This window comes from Hydrogenophaga sp. RWCD_12 (genome assembly GCF_046604225.1).
In the GTDB taxonomy this organism is placed as follows: domain Bacteria; phylum Pseudomonadota; class Gammaproteobacteria; order Burkholderiales; family Burkholderiaceae_C; genus Hydrogenophaga.
Window position 1 is genome coordinate 500,187 of sequence record NZ_JBKIXC010000003.1, and the last position, 17,463, is coordinate 517,649.

At 67.9% G+C, this 17,463-nt stretch carries 16 protein-coding genes; 8 read left to right on the forward strand and 8 right to left on the reverse strand.

Annotated features, from left to right (window positions below; genetic code table 11):
- Positions 1–10 precede the first annotated feature (10 nt).
- Positions 11–2,974, reverse strand: coding sequence for an L-glutamate gamma-semialdehyde dehydrogenase (locus ACLIJ1_RS14280; protein ID WP_411366198.1), 2,964 nt, complete (start codon positions 2,972–2,974; stop codon positions 11–13).
- A 104-nt stretch (positions 2,975–3,078) separates the two neighbouring features.
- On the opposite strand from ACLIJ1_RS14280, the gene ACLIJ1_RS14285 reads away from it, so the two are divergent.
- A complete protein-coding gene (locus ACLIJ1_RS14285; protein ID WP_411366199.1) occupies positions 3,079–3,552 on the forward strand; it encodes an Lrp/AsnC ligand binding domain-containing protein in 474 nt (157 codons plus the stop codon).
- Between the two features lie 129 nt (positions 3,553–3,681).
- The gene (locus ACLIJ1_RS14290; RefSeq protein WP_411366200.1) at positions 3,682–4,245 is read left to right on the forward strand and encodes a DUF3617 domain-containing protein; all 564 of its coding nucleotides are present in this window, start codon (positions 3,682–3,684) and stop codon (positions 4,243–4,245) included.
- 13 nt (positions 4,246–4,258) lie between these two features.
- Here ACLIJ1_RS14290 and ACLIJ1_RS14295 read toward each other — a convergent pair whose 3' ends face one another.
- The gene (locus tag ACLIJ1_RS14295) at positions 4,259–4,975 is read right to left on the reverse strand and encodes a YggS family pyridoxal phosphate-dependent enzyme (protein ID WP_411366201.1); all 717 of its coding nucleotides are present in this window, start codon (positions 4,973–4,975) and stop codon (positions 4,259–4,261) included.
- 38 nt (positions 4,976–5,013) lie between these two features.
- On the opposite strand from ACLIJ1_RS14295, the gene ACLIJ1_RS14300 reads away from it, so the two are divergent.
- From ACLIJ1_RS14300 to ACLIJ1_RS14315, 4 genes are all read left to right on the forward strand, one after another.
- Positions 5,014–6,057, forward strand: coding sequence for a type IV pilus twitching motility protein PilT (locus tag ACLIJ1_RS14300; RefSeq protein ID WP_411366202.1), 1,044 nt, complete (start codon positions 5,014–5,016; stop codon positions 6,055–6,057).
- Positions 6,058–6,176: 119 nt separating this feature from the next.
- Positions 6,177–7,313 (forward strand): PilT/PilU family type 4a pilus ATPase, encoded by a 1,137-nt coding sequence (locus ACLIJ1_RS14305; RefSeq protein ID WP_411366203.1) that lies wholly within the window; start codon positions 6,177–6,179, stop codon positions 7,311–7,313.
- A gap of 2 nt (positions 7,314–7,315) precedes the next feature.
- Entirely contained in the window at positions 7,316–7,888 is a 573-nt protein-coding gene (locus ACLIJ1_RS14310) for a chalcone isomerase family protein (RefSeq protein WP_411366204.1), read from the forward strand.
- A gap of 9 nt (positions 7,889–7,897) precedes the next feature.
- Positions 7,898–8,791, forward strand: coding sequence for an NAD(P)-dependent oxidoreductase (locus ACLIJ1_RS14315; protein WP_411366205.1), 894 nt, complete (start codon positions 7,898–7,900; stop codon positions 8,789–8,791).
- A gap of 13 nt (positions 8,792–8,804) precedes the next feature.
- Here ACLIJ1_RS14315 and ACLIJ1_RS14320 read toward each other — a convergent pair whose 3' ends face one another.
- From ACLIJ1_RS14320 to ACLIJ1_RS14330, 3 genes are read right to left on the reverse strand one after another with little or no spacing between them, the layout of a single operon-like run.
- Positions 8,805–9,446, reverse strand: coding sequence for a BON domain-containing protein (locus ACLIJ1_RS14320; protein WP_411366206.1), 642 nt, complete (start codon positions 9,444–9,446; stop codon positions 8,805–8,807).
- Positions 9,443–10,063: an SIS domain-containing protein gene (locus tag ACLIJ1_RS14325; RefSeq protein WP_411366207.1), complete on the reverse strand. Its 621-nt coding sequence runs from the start codon at positions 10,061–10,063 to the stop codon at positions 9,443–9,445. Before ACLIJ1_RS14325 ends, ACLIJ1_RS14320 begins: the two co-directional genes overlap by 4 nt.
- Positions 10,064–10,090: 27 nt before the next feature.
- Positions 10,091–10,507: a YraN family protein gene (locus ACLIJ1_RS14330; protein WP_411366208.1), complete on the reverse strand. Its 417-nt coding sequence runs from the start codon at positions 10,505–10,507 to the stop codon at positions 10,091–10,093.
- Here ACLIJ1_RS14330 and rsmI point away from each other — a divergent pair.
- Positions 10,507–11,424 carry a 16S rRNA (cytidine(1402)-2'-O)-methyltransferase gene (rsmI, locus tag ACLIJ1_RS14335; protein ID WP_411366209.1) on the forward strand — a complete coding sequence of 306 codons (918 nt, stop codon included), beginning with the start codon at positions 10,507–10,509 and terminating at the stop codon, positions 11,422–11,424. The two genes, ACLIJ1_RS14330 and rsmI, sit on opposite strands and share 1 nt — an antisense overlap.
- A gap of 3 nt (positions 11,425–11,427) precedes the next feature.
- Here rsmI and ACLIJ1_RS14340 read toward each other — a convergent pair whose 3' ends face one another.
- Entirely contained in the window at positions 11,428–11,742 is a 315-nt protein-coding gene (locus tag ACLIJ1_RS14340; protein ID WP_411366210.1) for a hypothetical protein, read from the reverse strand.
- Positions 11,743–11,912: 170 nt separating this feature from the next.
- Between ACLIJ1_RS14340 and ACLIJ1_RS14345 the strand changes: the two genes are divergently transcribed.
- Positions 11,913–14,588, forward strand: a complete 2,676-nt coding sequence (locus ACLIJ1_RS14345) for a GNAT family N-acetyltransferase (RefSeq protein WP_411366211.1) — start codon at positions 11,913–11,915, stop codon at positions 14,586–14,588.
- On the opposite strand, the gene ACLIJ1_RS14350 is transcribed toward ACLIJ1_RS14345, so the two are convergent.
- Positions 14,589–15,059: a CopD family protein gene (locus tag ACLIJ1_RS14350; protein WP_411366212.1), complete on the reverse strand. Its 471-nt coding sequence runs from the start codon at positions 15,057–15,059 to the stop codon at positions 14,589–14,591.
- Between the two features lie 17 nt (positions 15,060–15,076).
- Complete coding sequence (gene dinG / locus ACLIJ1_RS14355) at positions 15,077–17,395, reverse strand: ATP-dependent DNA helicase DinG (RefSeq protein WP_411366213.1); 2,319 nt, start codon at positions 17,393–17,395, stop codon at positions 15,077–15,079.
- Positions 17,396–17,463: the final 68 nt, after the last annotated feature.

Sequence of the window (17,463 nt, forward strand, 5' to 3'; positions counted from 1 at the left end):
ACCATGGCGTTCAACCCGCGAACAGCGCCACGTTGCCGCCCGCGGCCGTGGTGTTGATGGTCAGCGTCTGCTCGGCGCAGAAGCGCAGCAGGTAGTTGGGCCCGCCGGCCTTGGGACCGGTGCCCGACAGGCCTTCGCCGCCGAAGGGCTGCACGCCCACCACCGCCCCGATCATGTTGCGGTTGACGTAGACGTTGCCCACGCGCGCCGCCGTGGCGAGTGCCTGCGCGCGGCTGTCGATGCGGGTCTGGATGCCCAAGGTCAGGCCGTATCCCAGGGCGTTGATCTGGCGGATCACGTCCATCGGATCGCCGCCCCAGCGCACGACCTGCAGCACCGGGCCGAAGATCTCCTGCGTCACGTCGCTGATCGCGCCGACCTCGAACATCTGCGGCGGCACCAGGTTGGGCATGGGCTTCTGTGCTTCGGCTTCGGGCAGCAAGGCCTTGGCGCTGCCGCGCAGGCGAGCGACATGCCGCTGGATGTTGTCAAACGCCTCGGCGTCGATCACCGGCCCCAGGTCGGTCGACAGTTGCGAAGGGTCACCTGCCACCAGTTCTTTTGCCGCACCCTGGATCATTTCGATCACGCCGTCGGCAATCGCCTCGTGCACGCACAGCAGGCGCAGGGCCGAGCAACGCTGACCAGCGCTGCGGAAGGCGCTCTGCACCACCGCGTCGGCCACCTGCTCGGGCAGGGCCGTGCTGTCCACCAGCATGGCGTTGATGCCGCCGGTCTCGGCGATCAGCGGCACGATGGGGCCATCCTTGGCCGCCAGCGCGCGCTGGATGATCTTGGCCACCTGGGTCGAGCCGGTGAACACCACGCCGGCCACGCCGGGCGCCGCCACCAGCGCCGCGCCCACCGTCTCACCCGGGCCGTGCAGCAGCTGCAGCGCGTCGGCCGGGATGCCGGCCGTGTGCAGCAGCTTCACGCCTTCCAGTGCCACCGCCGGGGTCTGCTCGGCCGGCTTGGCCAGCACGGTATTGCCGGTGGCCAGCGCGGCCGCGACCTGGCCCATGAAGATCGCCAGGGGGAAATTCCAGGGACTGATGCAAACCCAGGCACCGCGGCCTTCCAGGCGCAGGGTGTTGCTCTCGCCCGTGGGCCCGGGCAGGGTCTGCGGCGCCTGCACACGCTCGGCCTCGTTGGCGTAGTAGCGCAGGAAGTCCACCGCCTCACGCACCTCGGACACGGCATCGCCCCAGGTCTTGTGCGCCTCTTTCACCAGCAGGGCGCAGAAGCGCGGCAAAGCGTCGTCCAGCGCGGCGGCGGCAAAACGCAGCACGGCGGCCCGCTGCTCCACCGGTGTGTGGTTCCAGGCGCCAAAGGCGCTGTCGGCGCGGGCTACGGCCTCGGCGGCGTCAGCGGCCTTCGCTTCCGCCACCAGCGGCACGACGCAGGCCGCGTGCGCCGCCAGCAGTTCATCGCGCTGGGCGATCACGCACAGGTCACGGCCACTGCTGTTGGCACGCCCGGCGCCGTACAGGTCCATCGGCATCGGCAGCGAGGCCATCGGCTCCAGCCGCAGCGGCGAGATCAGCAGCTCGTCCATGCCCACCGACTCGTCGGCCAGCTGGTGCACGAAGGACGAGTTGGCGCCGTTCTCCAGCAGGCGGCGCACCAGGTAGGCCAGCAGGTCGCGGTGCGCGCCCACCGGCGCGTAGACGCGGCAGCTCACCAACGGGTTCTTCAGCACCTCGCGGTAGATGCCCTCGCCCATGCCGTGCAGGCGCTGCAATTCAAACGGCACGGCCTGGCGCGAGCCCATCTGAAGGATGGCCGCAATCGTGCCAGCGTTGTGCGTGGCGAACTGCGGGAAGATCGCGTCGGGCGCGTCGAGCAGCGCCTTGGCGCAGGCCAGGTAGCTCACGTCGGTGTGGTGCTTGTGGGTGAACACCGGGTAGGCGGGCAGGCCCTGTTCCTGCGCGCGCTTGATTTCGGCATCCCAGTACGCGCCCTTGACCAGACGGCACATGAACTTGATCTTGTACTGGCGGGCGAGCGCCGCGATGTGCGCAATCAGCTCGACTGCGCGGGTCTGGTAGGCCTGCATGGCCAGGCCCAGCCCTTCCCAGCGCGGGCAGTGTTCGGCCACCAGCGCGGCCAGGGCGTCGAAGACGTCCAGCGAGAGTTCGAGCCGGTCCACCTCTTCCGCGTCGATGGTCAGGTTCAGGTTGGCGGTTGCGGCGGCGCGGCACAGGGTCCACACGCGCGGCACCAGCTCGTTCATCACGCGCTCGTGCTGCGCGTCTTCGTAGCGCGGGTGCAGAGCACTGAGCTTGATCGAGATGCCGTCGTTCTTCGCCGGGTGACGGGCCGGGTCCGCGCCCTGTGCGATGGCGGCGATGGCGTTCTCGTAGCTGGCCTGGTAACGCAGCGCGTCGTCCTCGGTGCGGGCACCCTCGCCCAGCATGTCGTAGCTGAACTGGAGGTTGGGTTGCTTCTTGCGCGCCGCCGTCGCCTCCTTCATGCCTTCGCCGATGGTCTGGCCCAGCACGAACTGGCGCCCCAGCAGCTGCACCGCGCGCAGCGTCGCGGCGACCACGGTGCGCGCACCCAGCTTGGCCATCAGGCCCGGCTCGTGGCCCGCGTCGGGCAGGAAGTGTTTGGACATGGCGATGGCGGTGGACGACAGGCGTGCCAGCGTCGAGTCGGCCGCGCCGTCGAAGTCCGCGCGGCCAAGCTGGTCGGCCGTCAGCGCGATGGCCGTCTCGGCGTCGGGCACGCGCAGCAGGGCTTCGGCCAGGCGCATCAGGGCCAGGCCCTCGGCACTGGAGATCGGGTATTCCTTGAGCAAGCTCTCCATGGCCCAGAAGGGCGGCGGGTTCTCGCGCACCGCGCGCACCCAGGGCGCGGCCACCTGTGCGGCCGCCGCCCAGTCCAGCGCCCCCTGCAGCGCGGCCAGTCGCTGGGCCACGGTCTCGGCCTCGGGCCGGTAGGGGAAGGGCAGTCGGTCGGTGGTGCGGGGCATGGCGGTCTCCTGAACGGGACAAAACAGTGAATGTCCGGAGTCTGAAGAAACACAAGACGAATTTTTCGCTGTTTTTTCCATCTCAACCGGATAATTCACTATCCATGAGCGAAACCACCACCGACCTCGACCGCATCGACCTGCGCATCCTGAACGTCCTGCAGGCCGACGGGCGCATCTCCAACCTCAAGCTGGCCGAGACAGTGGCGCTGTCGCCCACCGCCGTGCTGGCGCGCACCCAGCGGCTGCAGCGCGACGGGTACATCCTGGGCTACGAGGCGCGGCTGAACCCGCTCAAGCTCGGACGCGGCATGCTGGTCTTCGTCGAGGTGCTGCTGGACCGCACCACGCCCAACGTGTTCAACGAGTTCAAGGCCGCGGTGCAGGTGCGCGACGAAATCATGGAATGCCACATGGTGGCCGGCGGCTTCGACTACCTGATCAAGACGCGCATGGCCGACATGGCCGCCTTCCGCGACTTCGCGGGAAGCGTGCTCTGGCAACTGCCGGGCGTGCGCGAGACGCGTACCTACGCGGTGATGGAAGAAGTGAAGAACAGCAGCCGGCTGCCGCTGTGACGGTTTGACGGCGGTCAAACCCCGGGTTTGCGGCGCCCATACCCACCAAACGCCCTATTCCCGCGCCGTCCGGGCCACAGCACAATCTCCTGAAACGCTCCCCGTCTTCAACCACCTGAAAGGCCTTTCATGTCCGCCCGCCCCTCCCGACTCCTGCTGACCATCCTGCTGCTCGGCTCGGCCAGCGCATTCGCCCAGAACATCAAGCCCGGCCTCTGGGAGGTGCAGAGCAAGATGGGCGGTGACCCCGAGATGGAAAAGGCCATGGCCCAGATGCAGAAGCAACTGGAGTCGATGCCGCCTGCGCAGCGCAAGCAGATGGAAGCCATGATGGGCAAGCAAGGCATGTCGGTCAACGCCGGTGGCGGCGTGACGTTGAAGATCTGCATCACCCCCGAAATGGCGGCCCGCCAGCAGATGCCCAACCAGACCCAGGGCGACTGCACCACCAACCTCGGTGCGCGCAATGGCAACACCATGAAGATGAGCTTCGTCTGCAAGAACCCGCCCTCCAAGGGCGAGGGCACCTACACCTTGCAGGGTGACACGGGCTACAACACCCACATGACCATCGAGGCACTGCGCGATGGCAAGCCCCACGTCACGACGATCGACGGCAAGGGCAAATGGCTCACGGCCGATTGCGGCGCGGTCAAGCCGATCCAGGTACCGGCCGCCACACCCAAACAATGAGCGCGCGGCGCCCTCAGTCCGCTGCGGCGGGCTTGGGCGCCCGGTAGCCGAACACCGCCCGGCCCACCCGCACCAGGGTGGAGCCAGCGGCCACGGCCGCATCCAGGTCGTCACTCATGCCCATCGACAGGGTGTCGAGCGACAGTCCACGGGCGTTGAGCTGGTCGAACAGTGCGTTCGCCCGGGCGAACAAGGCCCGCTGGGCTTCGAAGCCCTCGGCCGGTTCCGGAATGCACATCAGGCCGCGCAGGCGCAGGCGTGGCAATGCCGCCACCGCCTGTGCCAGTTCCATCACTTCTTCCGGCGCCACACCGGACTTGTTGACCCCACCGTCCACATTGACCTGCAGGCACACCTGCAGGGGTGGCAGGCCCTCCGGGCGCTGGTCGCTCAGCCGCTGGGCAATCTTGAGACGGTCGACCGACTGGACCCAGTCGAAGTGCTCGGCCACCAGCCGGGTCTTGTTGCTCTGCACCGGGCCGATGCAGTGCCACTGCAAGGGAACGCCGGGGCGCAGCTGCCGCAGCGCGAGCACCTTCTCGACACCCTCCTGGATGTAGTTTTCGCCGAAAACCTGTTGTCCGGCATCGACGGCCTGCGCCACATCGTCGGGCCCGAAGGTTTTGGACACCGCCAACAAAGTGACCGACTTCACATCCCGGCCAGCCGCTGCACAGGCCCTGTCCAGCCGCTCCCGCACCCCTTGGAGATTGCCTGCAATCGTCGTCATAATCAGTCCGTTACACCAACACTGCACGGGACCCCGGGATGGATATCACCCAACTGCTCGCCTTCAGCGTCAAGAACAAAGCATCCGACCTCCACCTCTCGGCCGGGCTCCCGCCCATGATACGGGTGCACGGCGACGTGCGCCGCATCAACGTCGAACCGCTGGACCACAAGATGGTGCACAGCATGGTGTACGACATCATGAACGACAGCCAGCGCAAGCAGTATGAAGAGTTCATGGAGTGCGACTTCTCGTTCGAGATCGAAGGCCTGGCGCGCTTCCGTGTCAACGCCTTCAACCACAACCGCGGCGCGGGCGCGGTGTTCCGGACGATTCCCAGCAAGATCCTGACGCTGGAACAGCTCAATGCGCCCAAGATCTTCGGTGACCTTGCCCTGCGCCCTCGCGGCCTGGTGCTGGTGACCGGCCCCACCGGTTCGGGCAAATCGACCACGCTGGCGGGCATGGTCAACCACCTGAACGAAACCGAGTACGGCCACATCCTGACGGTGGAAGACCCGGTGGAGTTCGTGCACGAATCCAAGAAGTGCCTGGTCAACCAGCGCGAAGTCGGCCCACACACCCTGTCGTTCTCCAACGCCCTGCGCTCGGCGCTGCGCGAAGACCCGGACGCCATCCTCGTGGGCGAAATGCGCGACCTGGAAACCATCCGGCTGGCCATGACCGCCGCCGAAACCGGCCACCTGGTATTCGGCACGTTGCACACCTCCAGCGCTGCAAAGACCATCGACCGGATCATCGACGTGTTCCCGGCCGAAGAGAAGGACATGGTCCGCGCAATGCTGTCCGAGTCGCTGGTGGCCGTGATCTCGCAGACCCTGTGCAAGGTCAAGGACGGCAGCGGCCGCGTGGCGGCACACGAAATCATGATTGGCACCAGCGCCATCCGCAACCTGATCCGCGAAGCCAAGGTGGCCCAGATGTACTCGGCCATCCAGACCGGCCAGAACGTGGGCATGCAGACCCTGGACCAGAACCTGTCCGAGCTGGTCAAGCGCAACCTGATCAGCCCCGCCGAAGCGCGCAGCAAGGCGAAGATCCCGGAAAACTTCCCCGGCTAGACATGCCCCACCCCCGTTGCTTGCCCACTGCGTGTGGCCGCATCCCCCCTCAAGGTGGCAACGCGAGTGGCCCGGCAAAGCCGGTTCCACCGCGTTCTTGAAAAGATAAGGAAGTTCTCATGGAACGCGATCAGGCATCCAAATTCATCAACGACCTGCTCAAGCTGATGCTCAGCCGCGGCGGCAGCGATCTGTTCATCACGTCCGATTTCCCGCCTGCCATCAAGGTGGACGGCAAGGTCGTCAAGGTATCGCCGCAGCCGCTCAACGGCGTGCACACACTGGCGCTAGCGCGCGCCATCATGAACGACAAGCAGGCGGCCGAGTTCGAGCGCACCAAAGAGTGCAACTTCGCCATCTCGCCACCGGCGATCGGCCGCTTCCGCGTCAGCGCCTTCGTGCAGCAGGGCAAGGTCGGCATGGTGCTGCGGACGATTCCTGCCGTGCTGCCGACCATCGACTCGCTGGGCCTGCCGCAGGTGCTCAAGGACGTCACACTGTCCAAGCGCGGCCTGTGCATCGTGGTCGGCGCGACCGGCTCGGGCAAGTCGACCTCGCTGGCGGCCATGGTCGACTGGCGCAACGAAAACACCCACGGCCACATCATCACGATCGAAGACCCGGTCGAGTTCGTCCACGCGCACAAGAACTGCGTGATCACCCAGCGTGAGGTCGGCCTGGACACCGACGACTGGGGCATCGCGCTCAAGAACACCCTGCGTCAGGCGCCCGACGTGATCCTGATGGGCGAGATCCGAGACCGCGAGACCATGGAGTACGCGATCCAGTTCTCCGAAACCGGTCACCTGTGTCTGGCCACCCTGCACGCCAACAGCGCCAACCAGGCGCTGGACCGGATCATCAACTTCTTCCCCGAAGAACGGCGTCCGCAGCTGCTGATGGACCTGTCGCTGAACCTGCGCTCGCTGATCTCGCAGCGCCTGATCCCGCGTCAGGACAACAAGGGCCGCCATGCCGCGGTCGAGATCATGCTGAACTCACCGCTGATCGCCGACCTGATCTTCAAGGGCGAGGTCTCCGAGATCAAGGAGATCATGAAGAAGAGCACCAACATGGGCATGCAGACCTTCGACCAGGCGCTGTTCAACGCCTTCGAGGCGAACCTCATTACCTACGAAGACGCCCTGCGCAACGCCGACTCGCTCAACGACCTGCGCCTGCAGATCAAGCTCAACAGCCAGCGCGCCAAGACACAGGATCTGGCGGCCGGCACCGAGCACCTCACGATCATGTGACCATGGTGAACCAACAGCCATTCCGTCGGGCCGTGCTGGCCCTGGTGCTCGCAGCCACCCCCTGGATGGCATGGGCAGCGTTTCCCTCGACCGCCCGGCTGGCCGACACCGACCTGGTGCTCAACGGCCAGGGCGTGCGCTACCGCGTGGTGTTCAAGGTCTATGAGATGGCGCTCTACACCGCCAAACCGGTCTCCACGGTCGAGCAGCTGCTGGCCCTGCCGGGGCCCAAGCGCCTGTCGTTCGTCGCCCTGCGGGAACTGCCCGGCACCGACCTCGGCCTGGCCTTTCTCAAGGGCCTGTCTTCCAACACACCCAAAGACCAGGTGCAGAAACACGTGGTCTCAACCAACCGCCTGATCGAGATCTTCTCGGGCAAACCCAAGCTGATGCCGGGCGACACCTTTGCGATGGAGTTCGTCCCGGGCAAAGGCACACAGTTCTTCATCCAGGACCAGCCTCAGGGTGCCCCCGTGGGCGACGCCGAATTCTTCAACATGGTCCTGCGCATCTGGGTCGGCCCTTCGCCGGCCGACAACCAGCTGCGCGACCACCTGCTCGGCAAAGCCGACTGACCGTTCCCCATGAGCACCTCCGATTCTCCTGCCGCCGCTCCCCGCCGCGTCGCCTTCATTGGCCTGGGTGTGATGGGCTATCCGATGGCCGGCCACCTGGCCCGCGCCGGACACCAGGTCACGGTCTACAACCGCTCACCAGCCAAGGCCCAGGCCTGGGTCGCCGAGTTCGGTGGTGCCGCCCAGCCCACGCCGCGCGAGGCCGCGGCAGGCGCTGACATCGTGTTCTGCTGCGTCGGCAACGACGACGACCTGCGTTCGGTCACACTGGGCACCGACGGCGCTTTCGCCGGGATGCAGTCCGGTGCGGTTTTCGTCGACCACACCACCGCCTCGGCCGACGTGGCGCGCGAGCTGTACGCACTCGCGAAAGACGCCGGGCTTTCCTTCGTCGACGCCCCGGTGTCGGGCGGTCAGGCCGGAGCGCAGAACGGCGTGCTCACCGTGATGTGTGGCGGTGATGCAGCGGCGTTCGACAACGTAAAACCCGCGGCGATGGCGTTCTCGCGGGCCTTCACGCTGATGGGTGAGAGCGGCGCCGGACAGCTCACCAAGATGGTCAACCAGATCTGCATCGCAGGTCTGGTGCAAGGCCTGTCGGAGGCCATCGCCTTCGGTCAGAAGGCAGGTCTGGACATGAACCAGGTGCTGGAAGTGATCGGCAAGGGCGCGGCCCAGAGCTGGCAACTCGACAACCGCGGCAAGACCATGGTCGCCGGCCAGTTCGACTTCGGCTTCGCGGTCGACTGGATGCGCAAGGACCTGGGGCTGGTGATGGAAGAGGCGCGCCGCAACGGAGCGCGCCTGCCGGTGACCGCACTGGTCGACCAGTTCTATGCCGATGTGCAGGCCTTGGGCGGCAACCGCCAGGACACCTCCAGCCTGATCCGACGGCTGAAGTAGTCGCGCTTCGCGCTTACTGCTTGGGTGCGTCGCTCTTCGGAGCGATGCGCAGCAGTTCTTCTTCGCTGATGATTTCGAGCAGGCGCACCACGCGCTGGGCACCCTTGGTGGTGCGGGCCACCTGCGTGGCGAGGTCGGCTTCGCGCTGGGTCACACGGCCCATCAGGAACACGGTGCCGCGCTCGGTCACCACCTTGAAGGCGTTGGACGACAGCTGCTTGGTGTCGAGCAGACCGGCCTTGACCTTGCCGGTCAGCAGCGAGTCTTCGGCCTTTTCGGTGAACGAAGGGCTGTTGGCGACGTCCAGTTCGTTGTGGACCACCTGCACGTTGTCGACCTGTTTGACGATCGACTCGGCCAGTTCCTTGTCACGGGTGTTGGCGACTTCGCCGGTCAGCAGGGCGCGGCGGTTGTAGCTGGTGACGCTGATGCGGGCACGAGAACCCATCTGGTCGCGCAAACGGCTGGCGGCGCGCAGTTCAATGCCCTGGTCGTCAAGCTGGCTGCCCGAGCTGCGGCGGTCACCGACCAGCATGGCGCCGGTCAGCGCCGCGCCACCCACCGCGAGCGGCGCGCAGGCCGGCAACACGGCGGCGGCAGCGGCCACACTCAGGATGGCAAGGGTCAGGCGGCCATGGGAAACAATGGATTTCATGCGGGGTTCTCCGTTTCATTGGACAGGGCTTCGGGCAGGCCCAGCAGCTGGGCATCCACGCCGTCGCAAAGGCAGTGCAGCACCAGGTGGTGCACTTCGAGAATCCGTGCCGGCACGTCGTGCGGCACGCAGATGTGGACATCGGTGTCGCGCAACAGCTGGGCCGCGCGGCCTCCGCGTGCGCCGGTGAGGGCCACCACGATCATGTCGCGCTCGTGGGCCGCCTCGACCGCTGCGACCACGTTCTGCGAATTGCCCGACGTCGAGAGCACCAGCAGCACATCGCCGGTCTGCCCCAGCGCACGCACCTGGCGCGCAAAAACCGCGCGGCCGTCGAAGTCGGTCGCCAGTGCGGTCAGCACCGAGGCGTCGGCCGACAGCGAAAACGCCGCCAGCTCGGGACGTTCGCGTTCGTGCCGCCCAATGAAGCTGGCAGCGAAATGCTGCGCGGCGGCGGCCGAGGCCCCATTGCCGCAGGACAGCACCTTGCCGCCACCGGTGACACACGCGAGCAGCGCAGAGGTCGCCGCTTCCACGGCGGGGGCCAGCGCCTGGGCGCACTGGTACTTGAGATCGGCACTGTCGATGAACTGTTGCTGGATGCGTTGCAGAAGCATGGTCGGATGATAGCGGCGCGACGGGTGTCAAAACGTACCGGATGCATCAAAGGCCGCACGCAGCCATTCGATGTGTGACCCTTCTCCGCCGTCCTGTGCACCCTGCAACAACACGACATCAAAACGACACGGAGGTTCAGACCCGAGTCGCAGCAAAAAGTGCCGCGCGGCGAACACGATGCGCCGCTGCTTGATGCCGGTGATGCTGCCGCCGGCCCCTCCGCGACTGGCGCTGGCGCGCTGGCGCACCTCGACGAAGACGAGCGTGCCGTCGGGCTCACGCATAATCAGGTCGACCTCGCCGCCTCCGCGGCCGGGCGTGCGGAAATTGCGCTGCACCAGCCTCAGGCCATGCCGCTGCAGATGCGCCAGCGCCGCGTCCTCGGCCGCATCGCCACGCTGCTTGGTCGTGACCGCCGCCCCCTGTTTCCGGGAATCCCACATTGTCCGCACCCTCCCCTTCGCTCTTGTCCGCCGCCCGTGAACTGGCGGGGCTGCAGCATTATCCGCAGGGCACGCTCTACATGGTAGCGACGCCGATCGGCAACCTGGCCGACATCGGGCTGCGCGCGTTGCACGTGCTGGAACTGGTCGACACGATTGCCTGCGAGGACACGCGCCATACCGCCGCACTGCTGCAAAGCTACGGACTGCACAAGCCGCTGCTGGCACTGCATGAACACAACGAGACCGAGGCGGCGCAGACCGTGGTGCAGCGCCTGCGCGACGGCCAGCGCATCGCCTACGTGAGCGACGCCGGCACCCCGGGCGTGAGCGATCCGGGCGCGCGGCTGTGCGCCGTGGTGACGGCCGCTGGACTGCGTGCCGTGCCGCTGCCCGGCGCCTCCAGCATCACGGCGCTGCTCAGCGTGGCTGGCACGGGCGGGCACGACGGCCGCTTCGTTTTCACCGGTTTTCTGTCGCCCAAGGCGACCGAGCGGCAGCGCGAGGTGCAGGCCATCGGCGCTGACCCGCGTGCGTGTGTGCTGCTCGAAGCCCCGCACCGCATCGAAGCGCTGGCGCGCGACCTTGCCGCGCTGGGCGAGCGACCGATCACGGTCGGCCGCGAGCTGACCAAACAGTTCGAAGAAGTGGCGCAGATCGCGGCAAACGACTTTCCCGCGTGGCTGCAGGCCGGTCCGCACCGCACGCGCGGCGAGTTCGTGCTGCTCGTGCATCCGCAAGCGGCTGCAGACAGCGAAGACGACATCGATTCCGCCACGCTGCGCACCCTGGACCTTCTGCTGGCCGAGCTGCCGGTCAAGACCGCTGTGAAGCTCTGTGCCGAGATCAGTGGCGCGCCGCGCAACGCGCTGTACCAGGCAGCCCTGGCCCGCCGACAGGATCTGCAGGAAGACTGACCTTCAGCGCAGCCGCTGCAGGGGCTCGGAACGCCCCTGTTCGTCGACCACGCTGGCGTCGACATCCACCACATCGCCCTTGGGCGCCTGGCCCGGCCACACGCCCTGCGTGTAACGCTGCGACTGCTCGCGCATGCGCGAAAACATCACCACCGGCGCCGGTTTGCGCCCAGTCAGCAACGACCAGAGCGACACCCCGGCCACGACCACCAGGGCCGCCAGCAGAAAGCTCACGATGAACAGCGTCACTGCCAGCAGCAGCACGAGTTTGAGGGCGCCACGCAGCAGGCGGGAGAAGGCATCGGCAATCAGGTTCATGCGGATTTGGGAGTCCGGTCCAATCCGGTGGTTCCCTTGAGGCAACACAAGATGATGTCAGATGAAGGCATTGTGGCCGCAATCAAGTGCCGCCTGTCGCCACGATCACGCTGTCCGGCCAGCCTTGCGCTGCTATGCTGAAAAACGGTGACCCAAGGAACTTCGACATCATGAGCATTCGCCACCTTGACGCCCTGTTCGCCCCTGCCTCCGTCGCCGTCTTCGGCGCCTCCGAACGGCCCGCCAGCGTGGGCGCCACGGTCTGGCGCAACCTGCTGGGCGGCTTTCGAGGCAAGCTCTACGCGGTCAACCCGAAACACAGCACGCTCGGTGGGGTAAAGACCTACCGCGACGTCGCTGCGCTGCCCGAGGCGCCCGACCTGGCGGTCATCTGCACGCCCGCGGCCACCGTCCCCGAACTGATCGCCCAACTGGGACAGCGTGGTACACGGGCCGCGGTGGTGGTCACGGCCGGCCTGGACAAGGCCACCAAGCAGGCCATGCTCGACGCAGCGCGGCCGCACACGCTGCGCATCCTCGGCCCCAACTGCATCGGCATGCTGGTCCCCCATCTGGGCCTGAACGCCAGCTTCGCCCACATCGGCGCCCAGCCCGGCGAACTCGCTTTCGTCTCACAGTCGGGCGCGCTGGTCACCGCCATGCTCGACTGGGCCGCCGCGCGCGGCATCGGCTTCTCGCACTTCGTCTCGCTGGGCGAACACGCCGACGTCGATTTCGGCGACATGCTCGACTACCTCGGCAGCGACCCGCACACGCGGGCGATCCTGCTCTACATCGAATCCATCGACGAGTCCCGCAAGTTCATGTCGGCGGCCCGCGCCGCCGCGCGCAACAAGCCGGTGATCGTGGTCAAGGCAGGGCGCTCGGCCGCCGGGCAGGCGGCTGCGGCGTCGCACACCGGCGCCCTGGCCGGGTCGGACGCGGTGTTCGACGCCGCCATCGCGCGCGCCGGCATGCTGCGCGTGCTGACGCTGGACGATCTGTTTCTCGCCGCCGAGACCCTGGCGCGCTTTCGCGACGGGCCGTCGGAGCGCCTGCTGGTGCTGACCAATGGCGGCGGCGCGGGCGTGATGGCCGCCGACGAGGCTTCGGCCCTGGGGGTTCCGCTGGCGCCACTGGACGCCGAGATGCAGGCGCGGCTCGATGCGGTGTTGCCGGCCAACTGGTCGCACGCCAATCCGGTGGACATCATTGGTGACGCGCCGGCCGAACGCTACGTGGCCGCGCTGGACGCCCTCTCGCACGACCCAGCCAGCGCCGTGCTGTACATCCATGCACCGACCGCCATCGTGCCCAGCGCGGAGATTGCGCAAGCGGTGCTGCCACAGTTGACCAACGCGCCCCGCCGGGTGCTCGGCTGCTGGCTGGGTGATGCCGCTGTGAAGCAGGCGCGCGAAGGTTGCCGCGCGGCCGGCGTGCCCGATTTCGAGACGCCCGAGGCCGCGGTGCGTGCCTTCTCGCTGCTGCGCACCTACCGACGCAACCAGGAAGAATTGCTGCAGACCCCGCCCGCCCGCGCGGCGACCCGCCCCGCGGACCTGCTCGCCATCCGCGCCATTGTCGACACGGTGCTGACCGAAGGCCGCGAGCTCCTCACCGAACCCGAGGCCAAGGCCCTGCTGGCAGCCGCCGGCCTGCCGGTGGTGCCGACCCGCGTGGTCGGGCCGGACGCACTCGAGGCGCAGGCCGCAGCCGACGCATTGGGCTACCCCGTGGTGGTCAAGATCCTGTCGCACGCGATTTCGCACAAGAGCGATGTCGGCGGCGTGCGCCTGAACATCGGCTCGGCGGCCGAACTGCAGCAGGTCTGCACCAGCATGCTGGCGCGCGTGCGCGGTCTGCGGCCAGATGCCGATGTGCAAGGCTTCACCGTGCAACCGATGGTCAGGAAAAGCCACGCGCACGAGCTGATCGTGGGCGCCAGCGTCGATCGGCTCTTCGGCCCCGTGATCCTGTTCGGCGCCGGGGGCACGGCGGTCGAGGTGCTGGCCGACCGGGCACTGGCGCTGCCGCCGCTGAACACGCCGCTGGCGCTGGCGCAGATCGCGCGCACCCGCGTGCACAAGCTCATGCAGGGCTTCCGCGACTGGCCGGCGACCGACGTCGACGGTGTTGCGCAGGTACTGGTCTGCGTGTCTCAGTTGCTGGCCGATGTGCCGGAGATCGCGGAACTCGACATCAATCCGCTGCTGGCCAACGACGAAGGTGCCATCGCTCTGGACGCGCGGGTGCGGGTGTCTGCCGCTCGGCCAGCGGGTGCGGAGCATTTTGCGATCCGGCCCTACCCGGTCGAGCTGATCGAGACCTGGCCCTGGAAGGGCGAGACACTCACGCTGCGGCCGATCCGCCCCGAAGACGAGGCGCAACACCGCACCTTCCTCGAGAAGCTCGATCCCGAAGACATCCGGCTGCGCGTGTTCCACAGCCGACGCCACATCGAGCACAGCGAACTGGCCCGCCTCACGCAGATCGACTACGCGCGCGAGATGGCCTTCGTGGCCACGCGGCCCGTCGCGGGCGGCGGCGAAGAAACGCTGGGCGCGGTGCGGGTCGTCATCGACCCCGACAACCAGGACGCCGAGTTCGGCGTCATCGTGCGCAGCGACATCAAGGGCGGCGGTCTCGGCCGCAAACTGATGGACAAGATGAGCGCCCACCTGCGCGAGCGCGGCACGCGCCGCATGGTGGGCAACGTGCTGACCGAGAACACCGGCATGCTGGCGCTGGCGCGCGCCCTCGGCTTCCAGGAGTCCACCCCGCCGGGTGACCTGAACGACCACGGCCTGCGCAGCGTGACGCTGGAGCTGTCGCCCCCGCCGCGCTGATCAGGCCATCAGCATCACGGTCGCAATGATCACCAGACCGAGCACGAGGTTCACGCTGACCCATGTGCGGATCGACGCCAGCGCAACGCCGCCGACCGGCCAGTCCGCGGCGGCCACGGCCCTGGACAGGCGCCGGAACAGGGTGAAGCGGATGTGACCGAAGATCGCCATCATCAGCACGCCCAGCACGACCATGATGGTCCAGTCCAGCGGCATGTTGAACGGCAGGCCGGCCTGCACGCTGTCCTTGGCGGCACGACCGATCATCCAGCCCCCGGTCACGAAGACCACCAGCACCGCCACGACCACCGCCGCAAAAAAGCGCTGCAGAGCAGCGTGCATCAGCGGGATGCGCTGCGGCGGCGGCAGCTGCAGCGCGGCCGGGCGCAGGAAGAAGCCGGCGAACACCATGCCACCGACCCAGATGACGATGGACAACACGTGCAGCAGTTTGAGGACGGCGTAGAGCATGGAACTTCCCCGGTGATTCAGCGAGACACGTCAGACAGCATACCGCCCGCATCCCTGCGCTGCAGCCGGTACGGCGGCAGCCCCTTGAGCATGCGCCGGCCGTACGACTGGCGCAACAGCCGCGCGTCGTAGCAGACCACCACCGCCTCGTCGGTCTCGGTGCGCAACGCGCGACCGGTCCACTGCAGCAGGCGTGCGCCGGTCGCCGGCACCACCAGTTCGCTGAACGGGTCGCGGCCCTGCGCCTTGAGCCAGTCGGCGCGCGCCTGACCGACCGGGTCGCTGGGCGACGCAAACGGCAGCTTGGTGATGAACACCCATTCGCAAAGCTCGCCCGGCAGGTCCAGCCCTTCGCCAAACGACTGCAGGCCGAACAGGATCGAGGTCTCACCGTCGGCCACGCGGCTGGCGTGGCGCTGCAGCAGTTGCGTGCGCGAGGCCTCGCCCTGCGCCAGCACCTTGCTGCGCAGGTCGCCGTGCGAGCCGCGTTCGAGCAGGTCCTGCGCGCGCCGCATCAGCGCCTTCGAGGTGAACAGCACCAGCGCACCACGCCGCACTTCGCGCAGGTCGTCCATCAGCAGGTCGAGCATCTCGCGCGAGTAGCCCTCGACGTCCTTCGGATCGCTCTGCGTCTGCACCACCACCAGCCGGCCCTGGTTGGCGTGATCGAACGGGCTCTGCACCTCCCGCGTCTGCACATCGTCGTCCCAGGCCAGGCCGCTCTCGTGCAGGAAGTGGTCAAACCCGCCGCAGGTCACGAGCGAGGCCGAGGTCGCCACCGCCGCACGAACCTTGCTCCAGAGGTGGGCGCGCAGCAGACCGCCGGGATTGAGCGGACAGGCGTGGGCGCTCAGCGTGACCAGGCCGTTCTGGATGCCGGCTTCGAGCCACTTGGCCATCGGCGCCTGCCCGCTGTCTTTCGCGGGCGGCTCCTGCAGCCACAGCTCGGCCGTCGCGGCCATGTGTTGCACGCGCGGCGCGAAACTGCCGATGCGGCTGTAGAGCTGGGCGCAGCGTTGCGCGTCGCCCGGATCGTCGCGCGCCAGCACCTTGAGCTGAGCGGCCAGCAGTTCGAATTCCTTGAGCAGGGTGCCGGCATGGCGGGCGATCTGGCCGACGGTGTCGGTCCAGTCGGCCGGCAGCAGGCCGCCTTCCAGCCGTTCGGTCGCATTGGGCAGGTTGAACTCGAACCCGGCGCCACCGTCGCGGCCGTTGCGCGGGCGCATGCCGCCCTGCTTGCCCGATAGCGCCAGCCAGTCGGGTGACTCGGCCAGCCTTGCCATCGCGCGGCGCGCCAGATCGGCCTGTGCGGCCTTGAGGTCGCGCGCCAGCGTCGCGACGTCGGCGCCCAGGGAGTGGCCGATCGCGCCAGCCACGTCGGTGACCGCGCGCGGCAGCTTGTCCAGCCAGCCGCCGCGCATCAGGTCCATGCTTTCGGTGAACTGGCCCTGCGCGACGCTGCCCAGGTGGTGGGCCTCGTCGAACACGAGATAGCAGTCGGACGGATCGGGCAGCGCGTGCAGACCCAGTGTGGACAACAGCAGATCGTGGTTGACCACGATCACCTGCGCCTGTGCCAGCTTGGCGCGCGAGCGGTAGTAGCTGCAGCCGTTGTAGCTCGGGCAGTGGCGCGCGGTGCAGGTGTGGCGCTCGGCCGCGACCGGGCTCCATACGTCGCCCTCGGGAGGCTCGGCCAGGCGGTCGCGGTCGCCGTCCCAGTCGCCGCCGTCGAGCATCTGCGACCAGCGGTCGTAGAGCTTGCCGCGCTCGGCCCAGACCCGCTCCAGCGCATCGCCCTTGAGCGCCGGTCCGGCGTCGCCGTCGCTGTCGCCGAACAGGTCGGCACTGCTGGCGTCGCCGCCCGACATCTGGTCGAGCTTGAGCCGGCAGACATAGCGCCCGCGCCCCTTGGCCAACGCGAACGCGAAGGGCTGCGGCAGCACCGCCGACAGCGCGGGCAGGTCCTTGGCCATCAGCTGCTCCTGCAGCGCCACGGTCGCGGTCGAGATCATCACGCGCTTCTGTTGCGCCAGCGCCAGCGGAATCACCGTGGCCGCGTAGGCCGCCGACTTGCCAACCCCCGTGCCGGCCTGCACCACGGCGATCGCGCGCGGACCGGCGGGACCGGGCTCTTCGCCCTTTTCCGGCTTCGGTGGCCAGTCGACCACGCTCAGCGTCTGCGCGATATGCGCCGCCATCTCGCGCTGCCCCTCGCGGGGACGGAACCCGTCCAGCCGCAAGACCACATGGTCGAAGGCGCCGAGCGCCAGGGCCTCGCGCGCCAGCGGCCCGCGGGGCGGGCTGGAAGGATCGAAGGTGGCGTCGGGTTCGGACATGCGTGCAAAAGGCAAAGCGCGATTCTCCCAGAGGACCTGCTCCCGGCGCGCCACAATGCGCACGAACA